Raw genomic sequence first — 25190 nt, forward strand, 5'->3', positions numbered from 1 at the left:
TATCTATTCACCATGTGCCTGAAAATGCGGCTGCGGGCTGTTGACTCGGCCCCGATCCATTCTTAACTATGCCGCGTTGTCACTCGCTCGATGTGAGTGCTAACGAAAGAATAATGCCACCCCTCGGGGATGGCCCGAATTTGAAACATTAGCGAAGGAGCCTCATCAGATGGCATTCAAACCGCTTCACGACCGCGTCGTCGTCCGCCGTGTGGAAAGCGATGAAAAGACCAAGGGTGGTCTCATCATCCCAGATAGCGCGAAAGAAAAACCCGCCGAAGGTGAAATCATCTCCGTCGGCGAAGGCGCTCGCAAAGACAGCGGCGAACTGATCGCCCCCTCCGTCAAAGCTGGCGACAAAGTTCTCTTTGGCAAATGGTCCGGCACCGAGATCACGCTGGACGGCGAAGAGCTTCTCATCATGAAAGAGTCGGACATTCTGGGCGTTCTCGCCTGATCCGTCCCGTCCCCCTCAAGAAACAAAATTCTGGAGTGAACAATGGCTAAAGAAGTCAAATTCGACGTCGATGCCCGCAATCGCATGCTCAAGGGCGTGAACATTCTGGCAGACGCCGTCAAAGTAACCCTCGGCCCCAAAGGCCGGAACGTGGTTATCGAAAAATCCTTTGGCGCACCGCGCATCACCAAAGACGGTGTGACCGTTGCCAAGGAAATCGATCTCGAAGACAAGTTCGAGAACATGGGCGCGCAGATGGTCAAGGAAGTTGCTTCCCGCACCAACGACGAAGCCGGTGACGGTACGACAACCGCAACCGTTCTCGCCCAGGCGATCATCAAAGAAGGCCTCAAGCAGGTTGCTGCCGGCCTCAACCCGATGGACCTCAAGCGCGGTATCGACCTCGCGACCACTAAAGTCGTCGAAGCGATCAAAGCGGCGTCCCGTCCCGTGAACGACAGCGCAGAAGTTGCGCAGGTCGGCACCATCTCCGCCAACGGCGAAGCTGAAATCGGTCGTCAGATCGCAGACGCGATGCAGAAAGTCGGCAACGACGGCGTTATCACCGTCGAAGAGAACAAAGGCATGGAAACCGAGACCACCGTGGTCGAAGGCATGCAGTTCGACCGTGGCTACCTGTCGCCATACTTCGTGACCAACTCTGACAAAATGATCGCAGAACTCGAAGACTGCATCGTTTTGCTGCACGAGAAAAAACTCTCCTCGCTGCAGTCGATGGTTCCGCTCCTCGAGCAGGTCATCCAGTCGCAAAAACCGCTCCTCATCATTGCCGAGGACGTGGAAGGCGAAGCGCTCGCAACTCTCGTTGTGAACAAACTGCGCGGCGGCCTGAAAATCGCAGCTGTCAAAGCACCTGGTTTCGGCGATCGCCGCAAAGCCATGCTGCAGGACATCGCGATCCTCACCGGCGGTCAGGTGATCTCCGAAGATCTCGGCATGAAGCTCGAAAATGTCACGATGGACATGCTCGGCTCCGCCAAGAAAATCACCATCACCAAAGATGAAACAACAATCATCGACGGCACTGGCGAAAAAGCAGAGATCGAAGCACGCGTTGCCCAGATCCGCACCCAGATCGAAGAAACCACTTCCGATTACGATCGTGAAAAACTCCAGGAGCGCGTTGCAAAACTCGCCGGCGGTGTTGCCGTGATCAAAGTTGGCGGTATGACCGAGATCGAAGTGAAAGAGCGTAAAGACCGCGTCGATGATGCGCTGAACGCTACTCGTGCTGCTGTTCAGGAAGGCATCGTCGTTGGCGGCGGTGTGGCTCTTGTTCAGGCTGGCAAATCGCTCGCAGGTCTGAAAGGCGAAAACGCCGATCAGGATGCTGGTGTTGCTATCGTTCGCCGTGCACTCGAAGCACCGCTGCGCCAGATCGCCGAAAACGCCGGCGTCGACGGTGCAGTTGTTGCCGGTAAGATCCGCGAATCCGAAGACCTTACTTTCGGCTTCAACGCTCAGACCGAAGAGTATGGCGACATGTTCAAATTCGGCGTGATCGATCCTGCGAAGGTGACACGTACCGCGCTTGAGGATGCAGCTTCAATCGCTGGTCTTCTCATCACCACCGAAGCCATGGTCGCTGACAAGCCGTCGAAAGACGGCGGCGCAGGCGGCGGCATGCCCGACATGGGCGGCATGGGCGGCATGGGCGGCATGATGTAAGCCCGGCCCTAGGCCAAAAAATCAGAAAGGGTCGCCTGCGGGCGGCCCTTTTTTTGTTTTGGATATATCGACGCCCCCCCTTTAATCACGCGCTCGTGTTCTTATGTAAACAAAAGTTACATTAGTTCGAAAAGGACTGAGCCATGCGAAAATTTTCACTATTCCTTATCCTGGCGCTCGCCGCAGCACCCGTGGCGGCACAGGACGAGGTTGATTTCCGATTTGGAGGAGACGCCTATCTTGCAGGGCGCTCCGTCACTCTTACCGAAAACGGGACGGGTGATGTTTTTGCTGCAGGTGAATCTGTCTCTTCGCGTGGTGATGTCGCGGGGTCGGCCCATATGGCCGGTCGTAGTGTGACCTTTGCGGGTCCGATCAGCGGCAATGTCTATGGCGCAGGGATGGATGTCGTATTGGACGCCTCTGTGGGCGGCAACGCTACCCTGATGGGCTACGACATATCCGTGACCGAGCCGGTGGAGGGCAACCTGCGCGCCACAGGGGCGCGTGTCAGCGTCACCGCACCGGTCAATGGATCGGCTCTCCTCGCGGGTGAAACTGTCGAGGTCGGGGCGCAAATTGCCGGTGATCTCGCGATTGCGGCAGATTTCGTCGATTGGGACGAAGGCGCACGGGTTCTCGGGGATGTCCAGATTTACACGGACAAACCCGAAAACTTCACCGTTCCTGCCAGCGTCGCTGACGCGGATCGGGTCACGTTCCATGACGTGGCAAAGTTCGAGCGAAGTTTCGACGTTGAAAAAGGCAGCTGGATCGAAAAAGCACGCCCCTCCTTCGGGGATCGCGTCTCTGACTTTATCCGCGGGGTGGTCGTTGTCGGCCTACTCGCCACTTTGTTGGCCGCGATTGCGCCAAACTGGGTTGCCGGCCTGCGTCGTGATGCGCTCTCGGAGCCTCTGCGCACGTTGTGGTTCGGCTTCTTGGGGGTTTCGGCCCTCATCGGGTCGGTGGTTCTATTGGTGATGACGGGTTTCGGGATCATTGTCGCGCCCTTTGCCTTGCTCGCGGCAGGCCTGCTCGCCTTGGTGGGCTACATTGTGGGGGCCTATGCGACCGGTGTGTTCGCTCTTTCGGCATTCGGGCGCGATCTGCCCGATAGCATGGCGGACCGGGCCTTGGCCGCTTTCACAGGGGCGTTCGTGTTGGCTGTGATTGCGATTGCGCCGTTCCTCGGCTGGCTCGTGGCCTTGGCCGTTGCCCTCACCGGTGCAGGGGCCCTGTTGATCAAATGGTTCTCGCCGGGCTTTTATCATGACGCCTGACGGAACCTGACAAAAGAATATGCCGCCCGCCGCTCCCCCGCGGCGGGCGGTTTCTTATGCGGGCCCGAGCAGGCGGTTTATATGGCCCATTTTGCGACCGGGCTTGGCGTCCGTTTTGCCATATAGGTGGATCGCGACCGATCCGTCTTTGGCAAATTCGGGGATGCGATCCACGTCGTCGCCGATGAGATTGAGCATCTCGACATTCGCATGCCGGCTCCCATCGCCGAGCGGCCAGCCCGCAACAGCACGGATATGCTGTTCGAATTGATCGATGACACAGCCATCCTGTGTCCAATGGCCGGAATTGTGCACGCGCGGCGCGATTTCATTCACGATCAATCCGGCGGGGGTGACGAAGAGTTCCACGCCCATTACCCCGACATACTCCAGCGCATTCAGGATTTTAGAGGCCAGAATCACCGCGTCTGTGCGAAGGCTGGGCGTGATCGCCGCTGGCACGGTCGTGGTGTGGAGAATACCCGATTTGTGCACGTTCTCGCCGGGATCAAAACAGGAGATGTCACCGGCGACACCGCGCGCTGCGATGACGGAAACCTCTTTTGAAAAGTCGACGAACCCTTCCAGAACCGCAGGCGCATTAGCCATATCGGCGTAGGCCTGATCGGCGTCAGCGGGCGTCATGATCCGCGCCTGTCCTTTGCCGTCGTAGCCAAAGCGACGGGTTTTCAGGATCGCGGGCGCACCAATCGTGGTCAGCGCCGCATCGAGATCCGCGCGGCTTTCAACATTAGCAAAGGGGGCGACGCTCAGCCCGAGTTCGGACAGAAACGACTTTTCCGTGAGGCGATCCTGCGAAATCGCCAGCGTGCGACGGTTCGGATGGATGGGTTTCAGGCTCTCGATCAGGTCGAGCGCCTCCGTGGGTATGTTTTCGAATTCGTAGGTGACAACATCGACGGCCTGCGCAAAACGGCGCAACGCGTCTTCGTCGGTGTACTCCGCCTGAAAGTGGTAATTCGCGACATGGGACGCGGGGCAATCGCCGCCGGGCTCGAAAATGCAGGTTTTGAACCCCAGACGTGCAGCCGCCATGGACAGCATCCGGCCAAGCTGACCGCCGCCAAGAATGCCGATCACCGCGCCGGGGGGAAGGGGGGATTCATTCATCGACAGGCTCATCGGGGATGGAAGCGGAAAGGGCGTCGCGCCAAGCGTCAAGACGCGCAGCCAGATCGGCGTCCCCGTTGGCAAGGATCGCCGCGGCCATCAGGCCGGCATTCATCGCGCCCGCGTCGCCAATGGCCATTGTCGCGACCGGAAAGCCGCGCGGCATCTGGACAATGGAATAAAGACTATCAACACCGGAAAGGGCGCGCGTTTGGACCGGCACGCCGATAACCGGCACACGTGTTTTCGACGCCATCATGCCGGGCAAATGCGCAGCCCCGCCCGCGCCTGCGATAATTGCCTGAAGACCGCGACCTGCCGCCTCTTTGCCATAGGTCCACAAACGGTCGGGCGTGCGATGTGCCGAGACGATTTTCGTCTCATAGGCGATCCCGAGAGTGTCGAGGATATCTGCCGCGTTTTTCATGGTCGGCCAGTCGGATTGACTGCCCATGATGATACCAACTTTGACGCTCATGTCGGGGAACCCTCGGTGTTTTTTGGGAAGCCGCACTATAGCGATCCCAATGGCTTACGCAATGATATCGGGGTTCAGCTGATCATCGATCATGGCGATCCGGTCTTTCAACGCGAGCTTTTGCTTTTTCAGGCGTTGGAGACGCAAAGCGTCCAGATGGCCCAACTCCTGCATCGCGTGTATCGCCTCGTCGAGATCGCGGTGTTCGCGTTTGAGCACGGCGAGTTGGACCCGCAGGACTTCGTCGTGTTCCATCCTTGAGGACATGTTCATTCCAAACTCTCTTGGGCGAGGTCTTCGGTTCTTTTTATCACGTTGATCTTACGACAAAGGGCCTCAAACGCAAAGGTTTCCACTGCCATCTTGAAGCTGGCCGCGGGATTCCCATATTTTAATTTACGGGTCGCCGCAAATGGGGCCCACAAACCGGCACAGTCGCTTCATTCAAAAGGACGTGTAAATGACCAAAGTGACCCTGACGTCGCATCCGTTCCTTCTCGGTTTCGACCAACTCGAACAGCTCGTCGAGCGGACCGCGAAGTCCGATATTGGCGGCTATCCTCCCTATAATATTGAACAATCTGCGGAAAATACCTACCGGATTACGCTGGCCGTCGCAGGGTTTTCGCAGGACGATCTTTCGATAACCATGGAGAACCGCCAATTGGTGGTCCGCGGTCGCCAGAACGAGGAAACCGACACGCGTGTTTTCCTGCATCGCGGAATCGCAGCGCGACAATTCCAACGCGCCTTCGTGCTCGCCGATAATGTAGAGGTCGCCGCCGCGTCGATGGAAAACGGGCTGCTGCACATCGACCTGACCCGTGCTGTGCCCGAAAGCATCGTCAAAACAATTCAAATCCGGAAGGGCTAAGTCATGAATGAACGGTTTCCAAATCTCCCTTCGCAGGGTGAAAAGATTGTCTACGTCAAAGCTGTTGACGTGGAAGACCTGCCGCGCGATGTGCGCGATCAGGTAGAGGGTCTGACACAGATCTTTTCGGTTCACTCATCGGATGGGCAGCAACTCGCGCTCGTCGCGAACCGCAAACTGGCGTTTGATCTGGCCCGCGAACACGATTACGCGCCGGTGAATGTTCACTGAGAAAGTTTCCGGCGCGTCAATTATTCGCGGCGGAATCTCGGATTAGGGACGTAAGATTGGGGTGCACCCATTTTTCCCGAGGTTAGCCATGTCACCTTCGTCCCCCCGTTACGCCAGTGTTCAGATCCTTCTGCACTGGCTCATCTTCTTCCTCTTCGCCTTCAACTACATCGTGTCGGACGACATGGGGAAGGCGCTGCGGGTCAAACTCGACGGTGGGACGCCGGATATTTTCGCCGCGCTTGTCCACCCGCCCGTTGGTTTCGCGATCCTCGTTTTGACATTGCTGCGCCTACTGGCGCGGGCCCGTTACAAAGCGCCGCCGCTGCCCGAAGGCAACCATCCCTTGCTCAATCGAGCGGCGCATATCGTCCATCGCAGCCTCTATGCCCTGCTCGTTCTGGTCCCTGTGTCGGGCATCGCGGCATGGGGTATCGGTATCCGCACGGCGGGCGATGTGCATGAAGTTCTGGTCAATCTAACGCTCGCAATTGTCGTGCTGCACGCTGGGGCTGCGATCTACCATCAATTCTACCTAAAGGACGGTCTGCTGAACCGAATGAGACCCTCACGCGGCGACTAACCAATTGCGGCCTCTGGAATGCAAAAAGCCCCGCTCATATCCGAGCGGGGCTTTTCGTTTGACGTAGTCACGTGCCGTTAGTGGCCGGTGATCAGACCCATGCTCTCAAGCTTGAGAACCACTTGGTGGGCGCAGTTGTCCACATCGTGACCTTCTGTTTCGAGGCTCAGTTCAGGGTTCACAGGCACATCATAGGGATCGGAGATACCGGTGAATTCCTTGATCTTGCCTTCACGCGCCAGCTTGTAGAGGCCTTTGCGATCCCGCTTTTCACACTCTTCGATGGAGGTGGCGACGTGGATTTCGATGAAGGCACCGAACTGTTCCACATCTTCACGCACGGCGCGACGGGTGGTGGCATAGGGCGCGATGGGCGCACAGATCGCGATACCACCGTTTTTGGTGATCTCGGAGGCCACGTAGCCGATGCGACGGATGTTGAGGTCGCGGTGCTCTTTGGAAAAGCCGAGTTCGGAGGACAGGTTTTTCCGCACGATGTCGCCATCGAGCAGCGTCACAGGACGCCCGCCCATTTCCATCAGCTTCACCATCAACGCGTTGGCGATGGTGGATTTGCCCGAGCCGGAGAAGCCGGTGAAGAAGACGGTGAAGCCCTGCTTGTTGCGCGGGGGCTTTGTGCGGCGCAGTTCTTTGACGACCTCGGGGAAGGAGAACCACTCGGGGATTTCCAGACCTTCCTGCAGGCGGCGGCGCAGTTCTGTGCCGGAGATGTTCAGAATCGTGACCTTGTCTTTGTCTTCGATCTCGTCAATCGCCTCGTATTGTGCGCGCTCGTCCACCCAAACCATGTGTTTGAAGTCGACCATTTCGATGCCCATTTCTTCCTGATGCTTGCGGAAGAGTTCCTGAGCGTCATAGGGGCCGTAGAAATCTTCGCCTGCGGAGTTGGAGCCGGGGCCTGCGTGGTCGCGACCCACGATGAAATGGGTACAGCCGTAGTTTTTGCGGATCAGACCGTGCCACACGGCCTCGCGCGGGCCTGCCATACGCATGGCCAGCGGCAGGAGGCTCATCGTGGTTGTGGAGGCCGGATATTTGTCCAGAACGGCCTCATAGCAACGCACGCGGGTAAAGTGGTCCACGTCGCCCGGTTTGGTCATGCCGACAACCGGATGGATCAACAGGTTGGCCTGCGCTTCTTTCGCGGCGCGGAACGTCAGTTCCTGGTGGGCGCGGTGCAACGGGTTACGCGTCTGGAAGGCCACGACGCGGCGCCAGCCGAGTTTGCGGAAATAGGCGCGCAATTCGTTAGGCGTGTCACGACGTGCACGGAAATCATAATGCACGGGCTGTTGGATGCCGGTCACGGGACCACCGAGGTAGATTTTGCCCGCCGTGTTGTGCAGATAGTTGACGGCCGGATGCGCGTCGTCATCTGCCCCGAACACCTTCTCGGCTTCTTTCGCTTTGTTGGGCTCCCAACGATCGGTCACAGTCATCGTGCCGAGGATCACCCCCTCCTGATCCCGCAGCGCGATGTCTTGTCCGATTTCGAGGCCTTCGGCGAATTTCTCGGAAACATCGAGGTTGATCGGCATCGGCCACAAGGAGCCATCTGCCAGACGCATGTTCTCGACCACGCCATCGTAGTCCTCTTCGCTCAAAAACCCTTTGAGCGGGTTGAAGCCGCCGTTCATCAAGAGTTCGAGGTCACAGATCTGGCGCGGCGTCAGATCCCAGCTCACCAGATCGGCGGCTTCGGCCTTCAGCTTTTGCGCGCTGTCGTAGGATACGAATAGTTCGGGGATGGGGGCGAGATTTTCGGGCATGTTCGGCGGCCTTTTTGCGGCTGGACTTTGTAAAACGAATTGACCCGCGAAACTCTCGTCACGCAGGCTTGCAGTGCCCATATCTCGGGTCACCCACTGGAATCAACATCTGCACGCAAAGCGCATCAAAAATGAGACGTTCTTGCCGCTTTTTCCCCGCCAACTGCCGATTATGTCCCATGTCGCGTTGCGCAAATGGAACAGAAGGCGCGATTGGCGGGGAATTGTTTATTCCTGCTCGGCCAGCCAACGTTCGGCGTCAAGCGCGGCCATACAGCCCATACCTGCCGAGGTCACGGCCTGGCGGTATTTGTGGTCGGTCAGGTCACCGGCGGCAAAAATGCCGGGGATGGTGGTCTCGGTCGTGCCGGGTTTCACTTTCACGTAGCCGCCGTTGTGCAGCTCCAGTTTGTCTTTGACCAACTCGGTCGCAGGCGCATGGCCGATCGCGATGAAAACGCCCTTGGCAGGGATTTCCGTGATCTCGCCGGTCTGCACATGACGCGCACGCACGCCGTTCACGCCCTTGATCGGGGATTCGTCGCCAAAGACCTCAACCAGCTCGTGATCCCAAAGCGGCACGATCTTTTCGTTCTTCATCAGACGGTCGATCAGGATTTTCTCCGCGCGCAGGGTGTCGCGGCGGTGAATGAGCGTCACTTTGGAGGCGAAATTGGTCAGGAACAGCGCCTCTTCCACGGCCGTGTTCCCGCCGCCGACCACAACGATATCCATGTTGCGGTAAAAGAACCCGTCACAAGTCGCGCAGGCCGAAACACCAAACCCTTTAAAGGTGGTTTCCGTGTCGAGCCCGAGCCATTTCGCCCGCGCACCGGTCGCCAGGATCACGGCATCCGCCGTGTAAACCGTGCCCGAGTCGCCTTTGGCCACGAAGGGGCGCACGTCGGTGTCGAGCTCGGTGATGATGTCGCTCTGGATTTCACAGCCCATGGCACGGGCGTGCTCTTCCATGTTGACCATCAGTTGCGGTCCCTGGATTTCTTTCTCGCCGGGCCAGTTTTCAACCTCGGTCGTGGTGGTCAGCTGACCGCCGGGCTCGATGCCCTGCACCAGCAGGGGCTGCAACATCGCGCGGGCCGCATAGACACCCGCGGTATAACCGGCGGGACCGGAGCCGATAATCAGGACTTTTGTGTGTTTCGTATCAGCCATGTCGGCCCTCGTCAGTCTAAGGATATGTTGGTGAGGATATAGACATCGTGACCTGCCGGCGCAAACCCCCTAGGACGACGCGTCGCGGGTCAGGGGGCGTGCAAGGGCGCACATGGCACAGAATGACCCCGCAGGCGTGGTCACATAATCGACCTTGAAATGATCTTGCTGAAATGTGAAAGATAGTTGCGCTAAAAAGAGCGAAATCACATCTTTCGTTCCGTCCAAGAATTTACAATCCAAACCGAGATCATAATGGCGAACCACAAACTCGACGAAATCGACCGTAAAATCCTGGCCGAGCTTCAGGCGGATGGACGTATGACGAACGTCGAATTGGCAAAACGGGTCGGCATCTCGGCGCCGCCGTGCCTTCGCCGCGTGCGTACCCTCGAAGAGGCAGGGTTCATCAAAGGCTATCACGCGGTCGTGGACGCGCGGAAGTTGGACTTTGAGGTGGAAGTGTTTGCCATGGTCGGGCTGCAGTCGCAGGCCGAAGCGGATCTGTCGCGATTCGAAGCAAAATGTCGTCAGTGGTCGCTGGTGCGCGAGTGCCATATGCTCAACGGCGAGGTCGATTTTGTCCTCAAATGCGTGGCGCCTGATCTTTCGACGTTCCAGAGCTTTCTCACAGGCGATCTTTTGTCGACGCCCAATGTCGCCTCGGTGAAAACCTCCCTCGTCATCCGCTGCGCGAAAGATGCGCCCGGTGTGCCGTTCGATGTGTTAGAGGCCCGCCTCGCACGCGAAGCCTGAGTGCTCTAAACCGCCTGCAACATCATCAAATCGCTCGCCGTCAGGCGGGACTGTGCCGTGGCACCGAAGTCCCCGAGGCTTTCGAGGTGCGGGAATAGCCCCATGAACCGGATGCGCATATCGCCGGTGAGATGCGCGGCCGCTGTCGTGCCCGGATGATAGCTTTCCATCTCGACGCCGTTCACGCGGATGATGGCATGTTGGGGGAGGGCGATGTGATAGGTGCGCACCGATGTGACGGGCGTCACCTCAATCACCGACATGCCGTCGACCAATCCTACAATGGGCGCAAGCGCGACGGGCGTGCCGAGGTAGGATCGAATCCCGTCCGCGCGATAGAGCGTATGCGCCGCAGCGCCCAACACGAGATCGGGCGCGGGGCGTTCAAAACCGAACGCTTCTTCTGTGATCCGATACAGTTTCTCGGGCAAGGTATGCGCACCGCGGGTTCCGTTTATATCGAGCGTCATAGACCCGATCCACGAGATCGGCTGGAGGTGCCCGTCCGTGGTTTCGATAAGGTCGCCGGGCAAAAGATCCTCGACCGAAACAGGCCCTTTTTGCGTCGCGATCAACGCCCCGCGGGCGAAACTGTTGAAGGCGGTTTCGAATACCGGAACGGCGGGTGCGGTTATGCGACGGTCGAGAATGTCACCATTCCCCGCGCGCCACATGACCTCGTAGGAGCGCGTTGCAACCTCGATTTGCGGTTTGGGATAGCTCCTGCGCACCGACCATTGCGGTTCGACGGCCACCTGCGAAGCGGGCCAATTGGAAACCTTTTCGGGCGTTGGCGTTGCGTCACGCCACTGGGCGCTCTCGTTAGAGATTGGGTGCGACATAGCTAGGGGCACTCCTCGGATCAACCGTTGAGGCCCCCACCCGGCAACAGTGGAACCATTCTGCGGATAAGTGGGGGATTGTCAAAATTTCGCGCCTATTGCGGTTAACAATGGCATCAGTGCGGGGCGACTTATTGGTTTTGTTTCCACGGACCCGCGAAAAACGCAGGTCACGGCATGGATCCGCCACGGCGAATCGCCGGGGTGTCATATGCTTGGTCGCGCACTTCACGGTGCTATTTGCGGCCCTGACGGCGCGCCACAGAGGCCTTGAATTTGCTGCGCGCAGCGCGCTCCCAAGGCAGGCCAGGTTCGGCCTTTTTGCTCTGCGCAATCATGGATTTCATCCAGCGTCTGTTTTTCATGTCGCTCTCTTGGCTATCCGCACCGGTCGTCAGCGCGATCGTTTCTGTTATGCAGACAATATGCGTGAAACCCTCGGCAGAATTACGGCAAAGCGCAACAATCCCGCGCCCAGAAAGCGCATGCGCTGGGCTGATCAGAAAATCCGTTAGAAATGAATTGATTAGCGGTCGGGCGCCGCTTCTGGTTCGCGGTTCAGTCGCAATTTGTGACGCCAGTTCGATCCAGATCGCCGGTTTCGCGCCATATTCTGCAACCCTAAAGCCGGATCAGCGACATCAGCCGTCCATAGTCCGCTTCCTTGCGATGAACCGAGCGGCGATAGGAATAGAACCGCTCTGGATCCGCATATGTGCAATGGCGTGTCCACTCGGCCGCAGTCACGCCTGCGTTGCGCAACCGATGCAACCCGTAGGCTGGCAAATCAAACACATAGCGGTCGCCACGCCCGTTCGTGAAGAAGCGCGCGTTTTCGGAATCCTCAAGCATGAAGTCTTCCAAAAATTCCGGCCCGACCTCATAGGAGGATTGCGAAATGGATGGGCCGATTACGGCAACGGTGTTCTGACGGGTCGCGCCCAACCGTTCCATCGCATCCAGTGTCGCTTCCAAAACGCCATCAATCGCCCCGCGCCACCCCGCGTGGGCCGCGCCAATCACGCCGGCCTCACGATCGGCAAAGAGAACCGGCTGACAATCCGCCGTCAGGATCACGAGGCCCAAACCCGGTTTGTCGGTTACCAATGCGTCGCCATTTGGCACAATCCCGTTTTGCGGCCCATCCACCGTGACAACGTCCGTTGAGTGGATTTGGTAGGCGGCGCAGAGATTGGTCGCGTCAATTCCCAGCGCATTTGCGGCCCGCGCACGGTTGATCGCGACGATGTCGGACTGGTCCGATGACCCCAACCCGCCGTTCAACCCCTCAAAGACCCCCGACGACGCACCTCCCCGACGGGTGAAGAACCCGTGGGTGACCCCGTCGAGCAGGGGGGAGGTGATGATTTCCAATGTCATGCCTTAGAGAATCCTGCCGGAAGGTGTTTGTCGTCGGGTCCGATGCCCAATGCTTTGAACAGGGTTCCCATTTCCGTAGGGGAGGTCAACCGGTCAAATGCAGCGCCGACGGCGGCGACCACATCATCGGCTTTGCCTTTGCTCAGTCGCTCTGCACGTTGCTCAATTCCAAGGCGCGCGAGCATCATCTGCTGGGTGATCATATGGGCGGCGGCACCTTCGGTGAAGGCTTCGGTCGCCAAGGCTTCGAAATCGACATGCGCGGTCAAATCAACCTGACCGGGATGGGCCAAGGGGTCCACCGGTTCGTGTTTGGCCAATGCCTGAAACGTGTCGCCCAGACTGCGCCAGTCGCCGTAATCAATCACAATGCCCGCACCGCCATGGGCCACAATCCGGCGCGCGATTGCCGCCATCACCGGACCTGCGGCGGGACAAATCTCGACGATATCGCCCGTCTCGGTGTCGCCCAGTCGATGGGTTAGCGCGGCCATCGGCGTGGGTGTGGAGAGGCCGAGGACCAGTTTCCCGTCGTCCAGCCCCACCTGCGTCTCCCGCCATCCGGACCCGTCGCGGGTGAATTGGCGAATGGGCAAAGCGTCGAAAAACTCGTTCGCCACGAGGTACAGCGGACGGTCGTCGGGCAGTCCCTCGGCCCGCTCCAGCCATGTCGGGCGATAGGACGCGAGAGCCTCGGCCTGACGGGCCTGCAACGTCGGAGAGGCCTCGACGAGATACAGTGACAGCGCATCGTGAAACCCCGCCACGCCGGCTGTCGCACGCAGCGCATCCGCCATCAACGTCCCGCGACCGGGGCCGATTTCGGCCAGCACGATCCGCTCCGGTGACCCCTGGTCGATCCAACTCTGCGCGAGGCTCAGCCCGATCAATTCACCGAACATCTGACTGACTTCGGGCGCCGTGGTGAAATCGCCATCAACGCCGAGGGGATCGCGCGTCGTGTAATAACCGTGTTCGGGATGAAGCAGGCATTCGGCCATATATTCGGCGAGATTGATGGGGCCGGTTTGCGCGATACGTCGCGCTAGAATCTCAGATAGCGGTGTCACGCGCGGCGGCTCCGAAGGATGAAAAACGCACCGATGGCGATCATCGGCAGGGAAAGAAGCTGACCCATCGACAGGCCGAGTGCGACATGGCCCCATGGGTTTTCGGGGCTGACGAATTGCCCGTCGGCCTGCCGAAAGAATTCAACGATGAACCGCGAAATGCCGTAGCCCGCAAAGAACAGACCCGCAACCAAACCGGGTCGCTTCAAAGCGCCATAACGCCAGACCAACACCAACAAAAGCGTGCCGAGCAGAAGGCCCTCTAGACCCGCTTCGTAGAGCTGGGAGGGGTGGCGCGCGCAAGGCGCATCAGCCGTTGCACAGGCCTGCGCGGCGTCGCCGGGAAAGATCACCGCCCATGGCACATCGCTGGGTCGCCCCCAGAGTTCGGCGTTCACGAAATTCGCAACACGCCCGAAAAACAGCCCCGGTGGTGTCACCATCGCCAGCGTGTCGGCCAGCGTCAAAAGAGGAACCCCGTTGCGACGTCCCCACAGGTAGGCGGCCACAACCACACCGATGAAACCGCCGTGAAAGGACATGCCGCCCTCCCAAACCATCGGTATCTCGACCGGATTGGCCAGATAATACATGGGCCGATAAAACAGCACAAAGCCGAGCCGCCCGCCCAAGATCACACCGAGGATGATCCATGTCGAAAGATCCTCAACGGCGCGGGCCACCATCGGGGGCGTATCAGCAGGCCAGAGGCGGTCGCGTCGCAGCGCGCGCACAATCAACCACCATGCCACAGCAATGCCCGCCATATAGGCAAGCGCGTACCAGCGCAGCGCGAACGTAAACCCTCCAATCCCGATCGAGAAGACCTCGCTCGAGATGTCGGGAAACGGGATTGCGCCAATCAAAAAATCACCCATGCGGCATCTGTCGCAGGCGGCGCGGGGAAGTCAACCTTGCGAATGCGTCCACCGCAGCCCATATAGATCAGGACGCCGACCAAGGAGCCACCGAATGCAGACCCGCAACAAAATCCTCGACGATCTGTCCCAACTCATGACCAACGCCATGGGTGTTGCGCAGGGCGCAAAGGACGAAGCCGAGACCGCCGCCAAAGGTCTGGTCGACCGCTGGCTCGCTGACCGCGACTTTGTAACCCGCGAAGAATTCGAGGCGGTTCGCGCCATGGCGCAGAAGGCCCGCGAGGAAAACGCGGCCCTCAGCGCGCGTCTGGACGCCCTCGAAGCGGCCAAACCGGCCCCAAAGGCATCGTCGCGCACAAAAAAGTAACCGCCCCGATCACGCGGTATTTTACCCGACCCCTGCGCGGCGCGTGGGGGTTTTCTTTTGTCCACAGGCAGGTTTGCGGGTCTGTGGAAAAAAGCGGCAGATTGTGGATGGGTGTCGATTGGTGGGGATAACGTAAAAATTTATCTTTACAGCCAGCGGCCTTTAATCACACCATATCTAGTAAGGGACGCGGACAAACCCGCCGAACCTTGAGCAGGCACCAAGTCCTAGTAGGGTCATGAAGACGTCATGGCGCACGCGGGACGAAATAACAAATGAGGCCGCATATGTCGCTTTTGGAGCAGTCAATTTCCACCGATATCCACCCCATCGATCTGTGCGAGCATCTCGCAGAGTACAACGATTGGGAATTTGATCGTGTCACCGATGACCAGATCGCAATGGCGGTCGAAGGTCAGTGGCGCACCTATTCAATCACGCTCGCGTGGTCGGAATACGACGAAACATTGCGCCTGATCTGCACCTTCGAAATGGAGCCGCCGGAGAACAAGCTTCCTGAAATCTACGACACCATCAACCGAGCCAACGATCAGTGTTGGACCGGCGCGTTTACCTTCTGGAACGAACAGCGCCTGATGGTGTTCCGCTACGGTCTGCCGTTGAACGGCGGGCAAATCGCGAACCCCGAACAGGTCGATCGCCTGATCGCTGCTGCGGTGGGGGCCTGCGAACGTTTCTACCCTGCATTCCAACTCGTTGCGTGGTCCGACCGCTCGCCTGCATCCGCGATGGATGTGGCGATCCACGAAGCCTACGGGCGCGCCTGATTTCGCACAGCCCGGGCGCGTTGCGCTCGCATAGCAACACGTTAGAGTGACCCCCGGCACCCCGCTGGGGGTTTTCTTTTGAGACAGACGGAGAGATCGAATGGACGACGTTGCTAGCCGTGGGATGGTCCTGCTGGGCTGCGGGCGAATGGGCTCGGCCATGCTCAAAGGGTGGCTGGACGGCGGGCTAAATCCCCGCGCGGTCACGGTCATCACCCCGAACCCCTCCGATTGGCTGCGCGAAACCGGCGTCCATGTGAATGCGCCTCTGCCTGCCGATCCTGCGATTGTTCTCTTGGCCGTCAAACCGCAAAAGATGGACGAAGCCCTGCCGCAGTTGAAATCGCTCGGCAATGGTAACACCGTGTTTCTCTCGGTGGCCGCGGGGATCACATTGGCGCGCTACGAAGAAATCCTTGGCGCACAGACCCCGATCGTGCGCGCGATGCCCAACACGCCCTCCGCCATCGGGCGCGGGATCACCGGCATTGTCGGCAATGGCCACGCCACACAGGCCCATATGGACCTCGCCCAATCCCTTCTGGAGGCGGTGGGGCAGGTGGTGCGCGTCGCCGACGAGACACAGTTGCGGGCCCTGACCGCCATTTCGGGCTGCGGGCCGGCCTATGTGTTCCACCTGATCGAAACGATGGCAAAGGCCGGTGAAGGCGCGGGCCTAGCGCCCGATGTCGCATTGCAGCTGGCGCGCGCCACAGTGGCCGGTGCCGGTGCCTTGGCCGAAACCGCCAGTGAAGACCCCGCTCAGCTGCGCATCAACGTCACCTCCCCCGGTGGGGTGACGGCCGAGGCGTTGCGCGTCCTGATGGATGAAGAGACCGGATTTCCACCGCTTTTGGAGCGCGCTGTCGCCGCAGCCATCAAACGGGACAAGGAGTTGTCCGCATGAGCCCCCAGATTTCCTTTGACGATTTCCTCGCCGTCGACATCCGCGTGGGCACAATCACGCGCGCCGAACCCTTTCCCGAGGCCCGCAATCCCGCCTTCAAACTCTGGGTCGATTTCGGGGGCGAGATCGGTGAGAAAAAATCCTCTGCACAGATCACCGTGCATTACACGCCCGAGAGCCTCGTCGGCACACAGGTGATGGCCGTGGTCAATTTCCCACCGCGCCAGATCGGCCCGTTCATGTCAGAAGTGCTCGTGCTCGGGTTTCCCGATGCCGATGGGGCGGTCGTTCTCGCGCGCCCTGACATTCAGGTGGGGAATGGCGGTCGGCTGCACTAACTCCCGCGTAACGCCCGTTTAGCTGGTGCGGTCGCCGACGGCTTCGCGCCAATGGACGCGACACAGCGATACGTAACGTTCGTTCCCGCCGATCTCGACCTGCGCGCCCTCGGTAAGAACCTTGCCGTCACCCGACATGCGCGCGACCATCGTGGCCTTCTTTCCGCAATGGCAAATGGTGCGCACTTCGCGCATCTCGTCGGCGAGCGCCAGAAGAGCGGCCGAGCCGGGGAACAAATTGCCCTGAAAATCGAGGCGCAGCCCGTAGCACATCACCGGCACGTTCAGATCATCGACGACCCGCGCGAGATCCCAGACCTGCGATTTGCTTAGAAATTGAGCCTCGTCGATGAAAACGCAGGCGACGGTGCCTTTGGCCATTCGCGCCTCGATCTTCTCGTAGAGGTTTTCATCCGTCGCATAGATATCGGCCTCGTCTGCGATGCCAATCCGGCTCGCGACGCGGGCGGTGCCGGCGCGGTGGTCTAGCTGGGCTGTGATGAGATAGGTTTCCATCCCGCGTTCGCGGTAATTGTAGGATGCCTGAAGCAGCAGGGTCGATTTGCCCGCGTTCATGGTCGAATAGTGAAAATAGAGCTTTGCCATGACGTTCCCTTTGCCGCGTCACGCGTATCGGTTCAAGGTCTGGGAAGGTAAAAAGTGGGAAAGAGGACGATTGCGACCCAATGTATTTTGCGATCCCTTGGTTGCCGGTTCGGCTTGGGGATGAGGGCCGGTTCTATAAAGACCGCGACCAGGTGGGCAATTTGTCACTCTTTCCCATGTCAATCAACGTCAACACTAGGTACTTCTCTGCAACAGCAGGTAGAAAAATCTTTGCCATGCCACCTTTACAACGGGTATGGGAAATTGTGAGTGTGTTTCCCCGTAGACTAACGCGGGAATTAGAGCGGTCTGGAGGATCACTAAGCATGGACGCAGCGCGGAACTATTTGAAAAAGCATACCGAAGCGCTGGTAAAAGACGTCGGGATTGAGGCCGCTTGCGCGTTGACCGGAAAGTCCAAAGCGACGCTTGGCCGGTATTATTCGTCGTCGGAAGAGCATTCCGACCGATTCATTCCCGTGGATACGGTCGCCCAACTAGAGGCGGCAGCGGGATATCCACACGTCACTTCTGCGCTTGCAGAGCTGAAAGGTGTGTCACTTTCCTACGATGCCACCCGCAACCACCCGCCCCATAACGGCGGTGTGAACAGCGATGTTGTGGCTTTGTCGCAGCGCTTTGCGATGTTGATGGCCGAGTATACCGATGCCATCGACGACGGCGTGATCACCATCAATGAGGCCAAGCGTCTCTTGGGTGAAACATTGGAATTGCAGCAGGTGCTGGTCCAGATGAAACTGCACCTCGAACAGGGTTCAAACTAGGTACGTAGGCGGCTTCGCCTCAACATGCCGGGTTTAACAACGAAAAACGCGCCGCTGATGCGGCGCGTTTTCTTATTTTCGGGTGATCAGGCCTGCTTGCGCGGGTGGCGCGAGCGACGTGGTTTCGCACCGGCCGGCTTGGCTCCACCGGCACCTTGACCGCCGCCGCCACCTTTGCCGCGACGCTGGAAACCACCGCCTCCACCACCGCCGCCGCCACCGCGACGACGTCCGCCATTCGGGCGGGACGCCGGAACGGCGTCGTCATTGGCCCAGCTTGCAGGGGTGGCAACAGGGATCGAAAGCTTCATCACCTTCTCGATTGCGCGCAATTCGCCCAACTCGCTCGGCGTGCAGAATGCAATCGCCTTGCCGTCACGGCCCGCACGTGCGGTCCGCCCGATGCGGTGGACAAAGTTCTCCGCCACGTTGGGCAGGTCGTAGTTGTACACGTGACGCACCAGCGGAATGTCGATCCCGCGGGCGGCAACATCCGTGGCAACGAGCACATCAACATCACCCCGACGCGCGGAATTCAGAGCGCGCTCGCGCTGACCCTGGCTTTTGTTGCCGTGGATCGCGGCGGCGTTGAAACCGGCCTTTTCGAGCTGCTTGGACATCCGTTCCGCACCGTGCTTGGTGCGCGAAAAGACCAATGCGAGGTCACCTTTGTGCGCGCCGAGCATTTGCACAAGGCGCGGGAATTTTTCGTCCTGCGCGATAAAGTGCACTTCCTGCTCGACCTTGTCGGCTACCTTACCGGCGGGCGACACTTCGATGCGGATCGGCGATGTGAGATAGGCCTGCGCCATTTCGTTCATCTGTTTGTTCATCGTCGCCGAGAACAACATCGTCTGACGCTCGGCGGCCAACATCGGCACCAGTTTGCGCAGCGCATGGATAAAGCCCATGTCGAGCATCTGGTCGGCTTCGTCGAGCACGAGGAACCGTGTTTCGTCGAGGCGAACCGCTTTGCGATCAATGAGATCCATCAAACGACCGGGGGTGGCCACGAGGATATCGGTGCCACGCTCAAGGCGGGTGATCTGCGCATTGATGGATACACCACCAACCACACGACCGAGTTTGAGATGGGACCCTTTGATAAAGGGCATCAGGCTGTCGGCGATCTGGTTGACCAGTTCGCGGGTCGGGGCGAGCACAAGCGCGCCCACGGTTTTGGGGTTCGGCTTCACACCTGCGCTAAAGGCCATGTCCAGAAGTGGCAGGCCAAAGGCGAGCGTTTTGCCGGTGCCGGTCTGTGCCAGACCCATCACGTCGCGCCCGTTCATCACTTCGGGAATGGCACGCGCCTGGATCGGCGTTGGGGACTCAAGGCCCTGAGCGGCAAGAATTTCGAGCAGGCGCGGCTTGAGGCCGAGCATGGTAAAATCAGTCATAAATAGCTTTCTCGTGGGGAGAGTTCCCGCACGCGTTTCGCACCCCGACTGGGGCGCTTTTCAAGGATCGCGGGAAAGGTCACCGGTGCAGGCCACATGCCCGCTCCGTCTTCCCGCGGAACCCATGCGTGATTTTGGGAACCGTTGGCCCGAAGGCCGATATCTACCGCTGGGGCGCTCTTGGTGATCCCGATGGGATCCGGCGCGGCTGCTCACGCGGCAACTTGGGCGGTCGATTGGGGACACATGGGGTAGGGGCGCTAACAAGTCAAGATAATTCGCCGTGCCCGTCCCGCCATTCCCTGCACTCACAGCGGATCAAATCTCCCCCGCCTGCGGTGAGAAATTCGGCAAACGGGGGCTGATTTGCCATTTGCCCCCGCCGACTTGACCTAACGTTAGGTCAATTTGATGAACTGGGTTAGCCTCATCCCATGGCGGTTTCCCAAACGCCGCCGGCAATCAAGCGGAGTGACGCACATGGGATTCTTCGACACGATATTTAACGGCATCAATGATTTAACCTGGGGATGGGCCTTGGTGCCGTTCCTCGTCATCTTTGGCATCTTCTTCACGATCGCAAGCGACTTTGTCCAATTCCGGTTCTTCAAACGCATGTTCCGCGTCCTCAGGGGCGACCCCGATGCGGATCCGTCGAAAATCAGCGCGCGCGAAGCTCTCTTTGTCTCCGTCGGGGGGCGTGTGGGGGGCGGCAATATCGCCGGTGTCGCGGTCGCCATTACCGCAGGCGGGCCGGGGGCGGTGTTCTGGATGTGGGCGATTGCGCTCATCGGGATGTGTTCGGCGCTTGTCGAGGCCACGCTCGCCCAGACCTTTAAACGCACCACGCCCGAGGGCGACTATCGCGGCGGTCCGGCACGGGCCATCATCCACGGGCTGGGCGAAAACTACCGCTGGCTCGCGATCATCTACGCCATCTGTCTCATTGCCTCTTTCGCCATTGGTTTCAATGCCTTCCAAGGCAACACAGTCGCCGGATCGGCGCAGGATAGCCTCGGCATCCCGCGCGTGTTCACCGGCGCATTCCTCGCCGTGGCCACGGGCCTGATCGTCTTCGGTGGTATCCATCGCATCGCCAAGGCCGCCGATGTCATCATTCCGATCATGGCAATCGGTTATATAGGCATGGCGCTACTCATTATTCTCCTCAACATCACCTCTTTGCCCGGCGTCATCTGGGACATCGTTGCCAATGCTCTGGGCTTTCGCGAAGCGGTCGCGGGCGGTGTCGGCGCAGCAATCTCCAACGGTCTGCGTCGCGGTCTGTTCTCGAACGAGGCGGGTCTGGGCTCTGCGCCAAACGTGGCCGCAACCGCCTATGTGCGTCATCCCGTAAGCCAAGGCATCACGCAGAGTTTTTCGGTCTTTATCGACACGATGATCATCTGTTCCTGCACGGCCTTCGTGATCCTGTTGGCCGATGTCTACCAACCGGGGGCAGAGGGCATCGACGGTGTCGCGCTCACGCAGCAATCGATGGTGAGCCATGTCGGAAGCTGGGCACAGTACTTCCTGACCGCCGCAATCTTCCTCTTCTCCTTCTCGTCGATCATGTACAACTACTACCTCGGCGAGAACGCGTTGAGCTTTATGACCGAAAACCCGATGGCCCTCAACGTCCTGCGGGTCGTCATCATGGGCATCGTCTTCCTCGGCGCGGTCGCGCCCGGGGCGACATCGGTGTTCAACTTCTCCGATCCGATGATGGGCATCCTCGCGGTGGTCAACCTGCTCGCCCTGATGATGCTGTTCCCGACCGCGCAGCGCATCATTGCCGACTACCGATCCCAACTCGCTGCGGGGATCAAACGTCCGGTTTTCGACCCAAAGGCTTTCCCCGATCTCGACACGGATCCCACCGCTTGGCCGGATGCCAAGTAACCTGCCGATGGGTGATACAAACGAAAAAGGGCGCCCTCAAAGGCGCCCTTTTGTGTCGCGATGTGTGTCGCGATGTGCGTCGTGACGCCGGGCTTTACGCCTTGGCGTTCATGCCCTGCAAAGGCGCGACGTCAATCTCGCCTGCCACGCGTGACTTGATCGCCATCGCGGCGGCGTGGGATGCGGCCGCGGTGGTGAAATAGGGGATTTTGTCAAACAGCGCGACCTTGCGGATTTCACGGCTGTCCTCGACGGCCTGCGTGCCCTCGGTAGTGTTGAGAACCAACGAGATTTCGCCGTCTTTCATCATGTCGACGATATCGGGGCGACCTTCGTAGACCTTGTTCACAACGGTCGTGGCGATGTTGTTCTCTTCGAAAAACTTCGCCGTTCCGCGTGTTGCAACGATCTCGAAACCCATATCGACGAGCGTGCGCGCACATTCGATCATCTTCGGTTTCTTGTCGTAGTCCTTGACCGAGATAAACACTTTCCCGCCCTCTGGCAGAACGGTTCCCGCGCCCAACTGTGCCTTGAGGAACGCACGCGCAAACGTCGTGTCCGATCCCATGACTTCACCGGTAGAGCGCATTTCCGGCCCCAAAATCGTGTCCACACCCGGGAAACGGGCGAAGGGCAACACGGCCTCTTTCACCGCGAAACGTCCGGTTTTGCTCGGGTCCACCAAATCGAACGCATCCAGCTTTTCACCCGCCATCACCCGCGCCGCGATCGAGGCGATTGGCGAATTGACCGCCTTGGCGACGAAAGGCACGGTACGCGAGGCGCGCGGGTTCACTTCGATGAGGTAGATCACGTCGTCTTTAACCGCGAACTGGATGTTCATCAGACCAACGACATGCAGCGACAGGGCCAATGCCTCGGTCTGCTTTTTCAGCTCTACGATGATCTCCGGTTTGAGCGAGTAGGGCGGCAGCGAACAGGCGCTGTCACCCGAGTGCACGCCGGCCTCTTCGATGTGCTGCATGATGCCCGCGACATGGACCTTTTCCCCATCGCAAAGCGCATCGACGTCAATCTCTGTCGCACCCGACAGGTAGCTGTCGAGCAGTACGGGGCTATCGCCGGAAACCACCACCGCATCGCGGATGTAGCGTTTCAACTGATCGATATCTCGAACGATTTCCATCGCGCGACCGCCCAGAACATAGGACGGGCGGATCACCAGCGGGAACCCGATATCTTTCGCGATTTCAAAGGCTTCTTCATCCGTCGAGGCGATTCCGTTATGCGGCTGTTTCAATCCGAGACGGTTCACGAGGTCCTGAAAACGCTCGCGGTCCTCGGCCAGATCGATGGCGTCCGGCGTGGTGCCAAGGATCGGAATGCCCTCGGCCTCTAGCGCATTGGCGAGCTTCAGAGGCGTCTGTCCGCCGAACTGGACGATCACACCGTGCAGCGTGCCGTTTTCCTGCTCGACGCGCAGGATTTCCATCACATGCTCAAATGTCAGCGGTTCGAAATAGAGGCGGTCCGAGGTGTCGTAATCGGTCGACACGGTTTCGGGGTTACAGTTGATCATGATCGTCTCGTAACCCTGCTCGGTGAGCGAGAAACAGGCATGACAACAGCAATAGTCGAACTCGATGCCCTGACCGATCCGGTTGGGACCACCGCCGAGAATGACGACCTTTTTACGGTTGGAAGGGCGCGCTTCGCATTCCACTTCGCCCATCATCGGGGCCTCGTAGGTGGAATACATATAGGGCGTCTGCGCCTCGAACTCTGCCGCGCAGGTGTCAATGCGTTTGAACACCGCCGTCACGCCGAGGTTGAGGCGCGCGCGACGCACATTGTCCTCATCGCGACCCGTCAATATCGCCAGCCGCGCATCGGTAAAGCCGTACATCTTGACCTTGCGCAGGCCTTCTTCGGTGACGGGCAAACCATTGTGGCGGATGTCTTCTTCCATCTCCACGATTTCGCGGATACGGGCGAGGAACCATGGATCATAGCTATTGGCGGCGTGAATTTCATCGTCGCTCAGACCAAAGCGAATGGCCTGCGCGATCACGCGCAACCGGTCGGGGGTCGCTTTGGACAGCGCTTTGATCACGGCGGCCTTGTCGGGCGCGCCCGGGATTTCGATCTCGTCAAATCCGGTCAGGCCGGTTTCCATGGAGGCGAGCGCCTTTTGCAGGCTCTCATGGATCGTGCGGCCAATGGCCATGGCTTCGCCGACCGACTTCATCGCCGTGGTCAGGTTCGGCTCTGCACCGGGGAATTTTTCAAAGGCAAAGCGCGGGATTTTCGTGACGACATAGTCGATGGTCGGCTCGAACGAGGCCGGCGTCACCTTGGTGATGTCATTGTCCAACTCGTCGAGCGTATAGCCCACCGCCAGTTTCGCCGCGATTTTGGCAATCGGGAACCCTGTGGCTTTGGAGGCCAGCGCGGAAGAGCGCGACACGCGCGGGTTCATTTCGATCACAACCATACGCCCGTCCGCCGGATTGACCGCCCACTGCACGTTGGAGCCACCGGTTTCCACACCGATCTCGCGCAGCACGTTGATGCTATGCGTGCGCATAAGCTGGTATTCTTTGTCGGTTAGCGTCAGGGCAGGGGCCACGGTCACGGAGTCACCGGTGTGCACACCCATCGGATCGACGTTTTCAATCGCACAGACGATGATGGCATTGTCGGCTTTGTCGCGCACCACCTCCATCTCGAACTCTTTCCACCCGAGAAGCGATTCATCGACCAGAATCTGCGCCATCGGCGAGGCCTCAAGGCCCGAGCGGCAGAAATGTTCGTAGTCTTCTCGGTTATAGGCCACACCACCACCGGTGCCGCCGAGCGTGAATGCAGGGCGGATAATCGCGGGCAGACCGATTTCTTCCAAGGCGTCCAGCGCCTCTTTGAGGCCGGCGGCGATATCGAATTTGCCGTTCGCCTTTTTCGGCGCCGTCACAATCGTCGCCTTGGGGTTTTCGATGCCCAGACGATCCATCGCCTCGCGGAACAGTTTGCGGTCCTCGGCCATTTCAATCGCGGCGCGTTTCGCCCCGATCAGCTCAACCCCGAATTTCTCCAGCACACCCTGATCATCCAGCGCCAGCGCGGTGTTCAATCCGGTCTGACCCCCCATCGTCGGCAAAAGCGCGTCGGGGCGTTCCTTTTCGATGATCTTGGCCACAACTTCGGGCGTGATCGGTTCGATATAGGTCGCATCGGCCATATCGGGATCGGTCATGATCGTGGCCGGGTTCGAGTTCACGAGGATAACACGGTAGCCTTCCTCGCGCAGCGCCTTACAGGCCTGTGCCCCCGAATAGTCGAACTCGCAGGCTTGCCCGATAATGATGGGCCCAGCACCGATGATCATGATGGAGGAAATGTCGGTTCTCTTCGGCATGGTCTACTCCGGTTGTGTGGGCAGGTCAGGCGCGCGGCCAGTCGCAAATTGTCGTGGGTTATAGACAGACAGCGCCCACGTGCAAGGGGCGCTGCGGGGT

At 59.3% G+C, this 25190-nt stretch carries 26 protein-coding genes; 13 read left to right on the top strand and 13 right to left on the bottom strand.

Features of this window, described 5'->3' with window-relative positions; all coding sequences use genetic code 11:
* The first annotated feature begins 169 nt into the window (after nucleotides 1–169).
* The 3 genes from ABD815_RS06590 to ABD815_RS06600 all read left to right on the top strand — a co-directional run bounded on the left by ABD815_RS06590 (nucleotide 170) and on the right by ABD815_RS06600 (nucleotide 3429).
* Nucleotides 170–457 (top strand): co-chaperone GroES, encoded by a 288-nt coding sequence (locus tag ABD815_RS06590; protein WP_344845306.1) that lies wholly within the window; start codon nucleotides 170–172, stop codon nucleotides 455–457.
* Nucleotides 458–499: 42 nt separating this feature from the next.
* The gene (gene groL, locus ABD815_RS06595) at nucleotides 500–2146 is read left to right on the top strand and encodes a chaperonin GroEL (RefSeq protein WP_344845309.1); all 1647 of its coding nucleotides are present in this window, start codon (nucleotides 500–502) and stop codon (nucleotides 2144–2146) included.
* A 143-nt stretch (nucleotides 2147–2289) separates the two neighbouring features.
* A complete protein-coding gene (locus tag ABD815_RS06600; RefSeq protein ID WP_344845312.1) occupies nucleotides 2290–3429 on the top strand; it encodes a DUF8173 domain-containing protein in 1140 nt (379 codons plus the stop codon).
* A 54-nt stretch (nucleotides 3430–3483) separates the two neighbouring features.
* Here ABD815_RS06600 and ABD815_RS06605 read toward each other — a convergent pair whose 3' ends face one another.
* Genes ABD815_RS06605 through ABD815_RS06615 form a run of 3 tightly spaced genes read right to left on the bottom strand, consistent with a single transcriptional unit; the run spans nucleotide 3484 to nucleotide 5311 of the window.
* The gene (locus ABD815_RS06605; protein WP_344845314.1) at nucleotides 3484–4560 is read right to left on the bottom strand and encodes a 5-(carboxyamino)imidazole ribonucleotide synthase; all 1077 of its coding nucleotides are present in this window, start codon (nucleotides 4558–4560) and stop codon (nucleotides 3484–3486) included.
* The gene (gene purE / locus ABD815_RS06610) at nucleotides 4553–5038 is read right to left on the bottom strand and encodes a 5-(carboxyamino)imidazole ribonucleotide mutase (RefSeq protein WP_344845317.1); all 486 of its coding nucleotides are present in this window, start codon (nucleotides 5036–5038) and stop codon (nucleotides 4553–4555) included. The genes ABD815_RS06605 and purE overlap by 8 nt, the downstream gene beginning before the upstream one ends.
* A 54-nt stretch (nucleotides 5039–5092) precedes the next feature.
* Complete coding sequence (locus tag ABD815_RS06615; RefSeq protein ID WP_344845320.1) at nucleotides 5093–5311, bottom strand: YdcH family protein; 219 nt, start codon at nucleotides 5309–5311, stop codon at nucleotides 5093–5095.
* A gap of 187 nt (nucleotides 5312–5498) precedes the next feature.
* Between ABD815_RS06615 and ABD815_RS06620 the strand changes: the two genes are divergently transcribed.
* From ABD815_RS06620 to ABD815_RS06630, 3 genes are all read left to right on the top strand, one after another.
* The gene (locus tag ABD815_RS06620; RefSeq protein WP_344845323.1) at nucleotides 5499–5912 is read left to right on the top strand and encodes an Hsp20 family protein; all 414 of its coding nucleotides are present in this window, start codon (nucleotides 5499–5501) and stop codon (nucleotides 5910–5912) included.
* Nucleotides 5913–5915: 3 nt separating this feature from the next.
* A complete protein-coding gene (locus ABD815_RS06625; RefSeq protein ID WP_344845325.1) occupies nucleotides 5916–6143 on the top strand; it encodes a DUF1150 family protein in 228 nt (75 codons plus the stop codon).
* A gap of 88 nt (nucleotides 6144–6231) precedes the next feature.
* A complete protein-coding gene (locus ABD815_RS06630) occupies nucleotides 6232–6726 on the top strand; it encodes a cytochrome b (protein ID WP_344845326.1) in 495 nt (164 codons plus the stop codon).
* 77 nt (nucleotides 6727–6803) lie between these two features.
* Here ABD815_RS06630 and ABD815_RS06635 read toward each other — a convergent pair whose 3' ends face one another.
* Together ABD815_RS06635 and trxB are read right to left on the bottom strand one after the other, a co-directional pair.
* Nucleotides 6804–8516, bottom strand: coding sequence for a bifunctional sulfate adenylyltransferase/adenylylsulfate kinase (locus tag ABD815_RS06635; RefSeq protein ID WP_344845328.1), 1713 nt, complete (start codon nucleotides 8514–8516; stop codon nucleotides 6804–6806).
* Nucleotides 8517–8744: 228 nt separating this feature from the next.
* Nucleotides 8745–9689 carry a thioredoxin-disulfide reductase gene (gene trxB, locus ABD815_RS06640; protein ID WP_344845330.1) on the bottom strand — a complete coding sequence of 315 codons (945 nt, stop codon included), beginning with the start codon at nucleotides 9687–9689 and terminating at the stop codon, nucleotides 8745–8747.
* A gap of 255 nt (nucleotides 9690–9944) precedes the next feature.
* On the opposite strand from trxB, the gene ABD815_RS06645 reads away from it, so the two are divergent.
* Entirely contained in the window at nucleotides 9945–10445 is a 501-nt protein-coding gene (locus ABD815_RS06645; protein WP_344845333.1) for an Lrp/AsnC family transcriptional regulator, read from the top strand.
* A 5-nt stretch (nucleotides 10446–10450) separates the two neighbouring features.
* On the opposite strand, the gene ABD815_RS06650 is transcribed toward ABD815_RS06645, so the two are convergent.
* From ABD815_RS06650 to lgt, 5 genes are all read right to left on the bottom strand, one after another.
* On the bottom strand, nucleotides 10451–11287 hold the full coding sequence (locus tag ABD815_RS06650; RefSeq protein WP_344845335.1) for a Hint domain-containing protein: 837 nt from the start codon (nucleotides 11285–11287) through the stop codon (nucleotides 10451–10453).
* A 236-nt stretch (nucleotides 11288–11523) separates the two neighbouring features.
* Nucleotides 11524–11652 (bottom strand): hypothetical protein, encoded by a 129-nt coding sequence (locus tag ABD815_RS06655; RefSeq protein WP_344845337.1) that lies wholly within the window; start codon nucleotides 11650–11652, stop codon nucleotides 11524–11526.
* A gap of 256 nt (nucleotides 11653–11908) precedes the next feature.
* Entirely contained in the window at nucleotides 11909–12667 is a 759-nt protein-coding gene (gene pgeF / locus ABD815_RS06660; RefSeq protein ID WP_344845340.1) for a peptidoglycan editing factor PgeF, read from the bottom strand.
* Nucleotides 12664–13737 (bottom strand): class I SAM-dependent methyltransferase, encoded by a 1074-nt coding sequence (locus ABD815_RS06665; RefSeq protein WP_344845342.1) that lies wholly within the window; start codon nucleotides 13735–13737, stop codon nucleotides 12664–12666. The genes pgeF and ABD815_RS06665 overlap by 4 nt, the downstream gene beginning before the upstream one ends.
* Nucleotides 13734–14603 carry a prolipoprotein diacylglyceryl transferase gene (gene lgt, locus ABD815_RS06670; RefSeq protein WP_344845823.1) on the bottom strand — a complete coding sequence of 290 codons (870 nt, stop codon included), beginning with the start codon at nucleotides 14601–14603 and terminating at the stop codon, nucleotides 13734–13736. Before lgt ends, ABD815_RS06665 begins: the two co-directional genes overlap by 4 nt.
* 106 nt (nucleotides 14604–14709) lie before the next feature.
* Between lgt and ABD815_RS06675 the strand changes: the two genes are divergently transcribed.
* From ABD815_RS06675 to ABD815_RS06690, 4 genes are all read left to right on the top strand, one after another.
* Entirely contained in the window at nucleotides 14710–14985 is a 276-nt protein-coding gene (locus ABD815_RS06675) for an accessory factor UbiK family protein (RefSeq protein ID WP_344845345.1), read from the top strand.
* A gap of 287 nt (nucleotides 14986–15272) precedes the next feature.
* Complete coding sequence (locus tag ABD815_RS06680) at nucleotides 15273–15773, top strand: type III secretion system chaperone family protein (protein ID WP_344845348.1); 501 nt, start codon at nucleotides 15273–15275, stop codon at nucleotides 15771–15773.
* A gap of 100 nt (nucleotides 15774–15873) precedes the next feature.
* Nucleotides 15874–16680, top strand: coding sequence for a pyrroline-5-carboxylate reductase (gene proC, locus ABD815_RS06685; protein WP_344845350.1), 807 nt, complete (start codon nucleotides 15874–15876; stop codon nucleotides 16678–16680).
* Nucleotides 16677–17018 carry a tRNA-binding protein gene (locus ABD815_RS06690; RefSeq protein ID WP_344845353.1) on the top strand — a complete coding sequence of 114 codons (342 nt, stop codon included), beginning with the start codon at nucleotides 16677–16679 and terminating at the stop codon, nucleotides 17016–17018. The genes proC and ABD815_RS06690 overlap by 4 nt, the downstream gene beginning before the upstream one ends.
* 18 nt (nucleotides 17019–17036) lie before the next feature.
* Here ABD815_RS06690 and ABD815_RS06695 read toward each other — a convergent pair whose 3' ends face one another.
* Nucleotides 17037–17624 (bottom strand): thymidine kinase, encoded by a 588-nt coding sequence (locus ABD815_RS06695; protein ID WP_344845355.1) that lies wholly within the window; start codon nucleotides 17622–17624, stop codon nucleotides 17037–17039.
* A gap of 326 nt (nucleotides 17625–17950) precedes the next feature.
* On the opposite strand from ABD815_RS06695, the gene ABD815_RS06700 reads away from it, so the two are divergent.
* Nucleotides 17951–18409, top strand: a complete 459-nt coding sequence (locus tag ABD815_RS06700; RefSeq protein ID WP_344845358.1) for a hypothetical protein — start codon at nucleotides 17951–17953, stop codon at nucleotides 18407–18409.
* An 86-nt stretch (nucleotides 18410–18495) separates the two neighbouring features.
* Here ABD815_RS06700 and ABD815_RS06705 read toward each other — a convergent pair whose 3' ends face one another.
* The gene (locus ABD815_RS06705; RefSeq protein ID WP_344845363.1) at nucleotides 18496–19809 is read right to left on the bottom strand and encodes a DEAD/DEAH box helicase; all 1314 of its coding nucleotides are present in this window, start codon (nucleotides 19807–19809) and stop codon (nucleotides 18496–18498) included.
* Between the two features lie 480 nt (nucleotides 19810–20289).
* Between ABD815_RS06705 and ABD815_RS06710 the strand changes: the two genes are divergently transcribed.
* Nucleotides 20290–21711, top strand: coding sequence for an alanine/glycine:cation symporter family protein (locus ABD815_RS06710; protein ID WP_344845366.1), 1422 nt, complete (start codon nucleotides 20290–20292; stop codon nucleotides 21709–21711).
* A 94-nt stretch (nucleotides 21712–21805) separates the two neighbouring features.
* Here the strand turns inward: ABD815_RS06710 and carB are convergent, their stop codons facing one another.
* Entirely contained in the window at nucleotides 21806–25090 is a 3285-nt protein-coding gene (gene carB / locus ABD815_RS06715) for a carbamoyl-phosphate synthase large subunit (protein ID WP_344845369.1), read from the bottom strand.
* Nucleotides 25091–25190 lie beyond the last annotated feature (100 nt).

The sequence above is a fragment of the Celeribacter arenosi genome (genome assembly GCF_039539485.1).
GTDB classification, from domain to species: Bacteria; Pseudomonadota; Alphaproteobacteria; order Rhodobacterales; family Rhodobacteraceae; genus Celeribacter; species Celeribacter arenosi.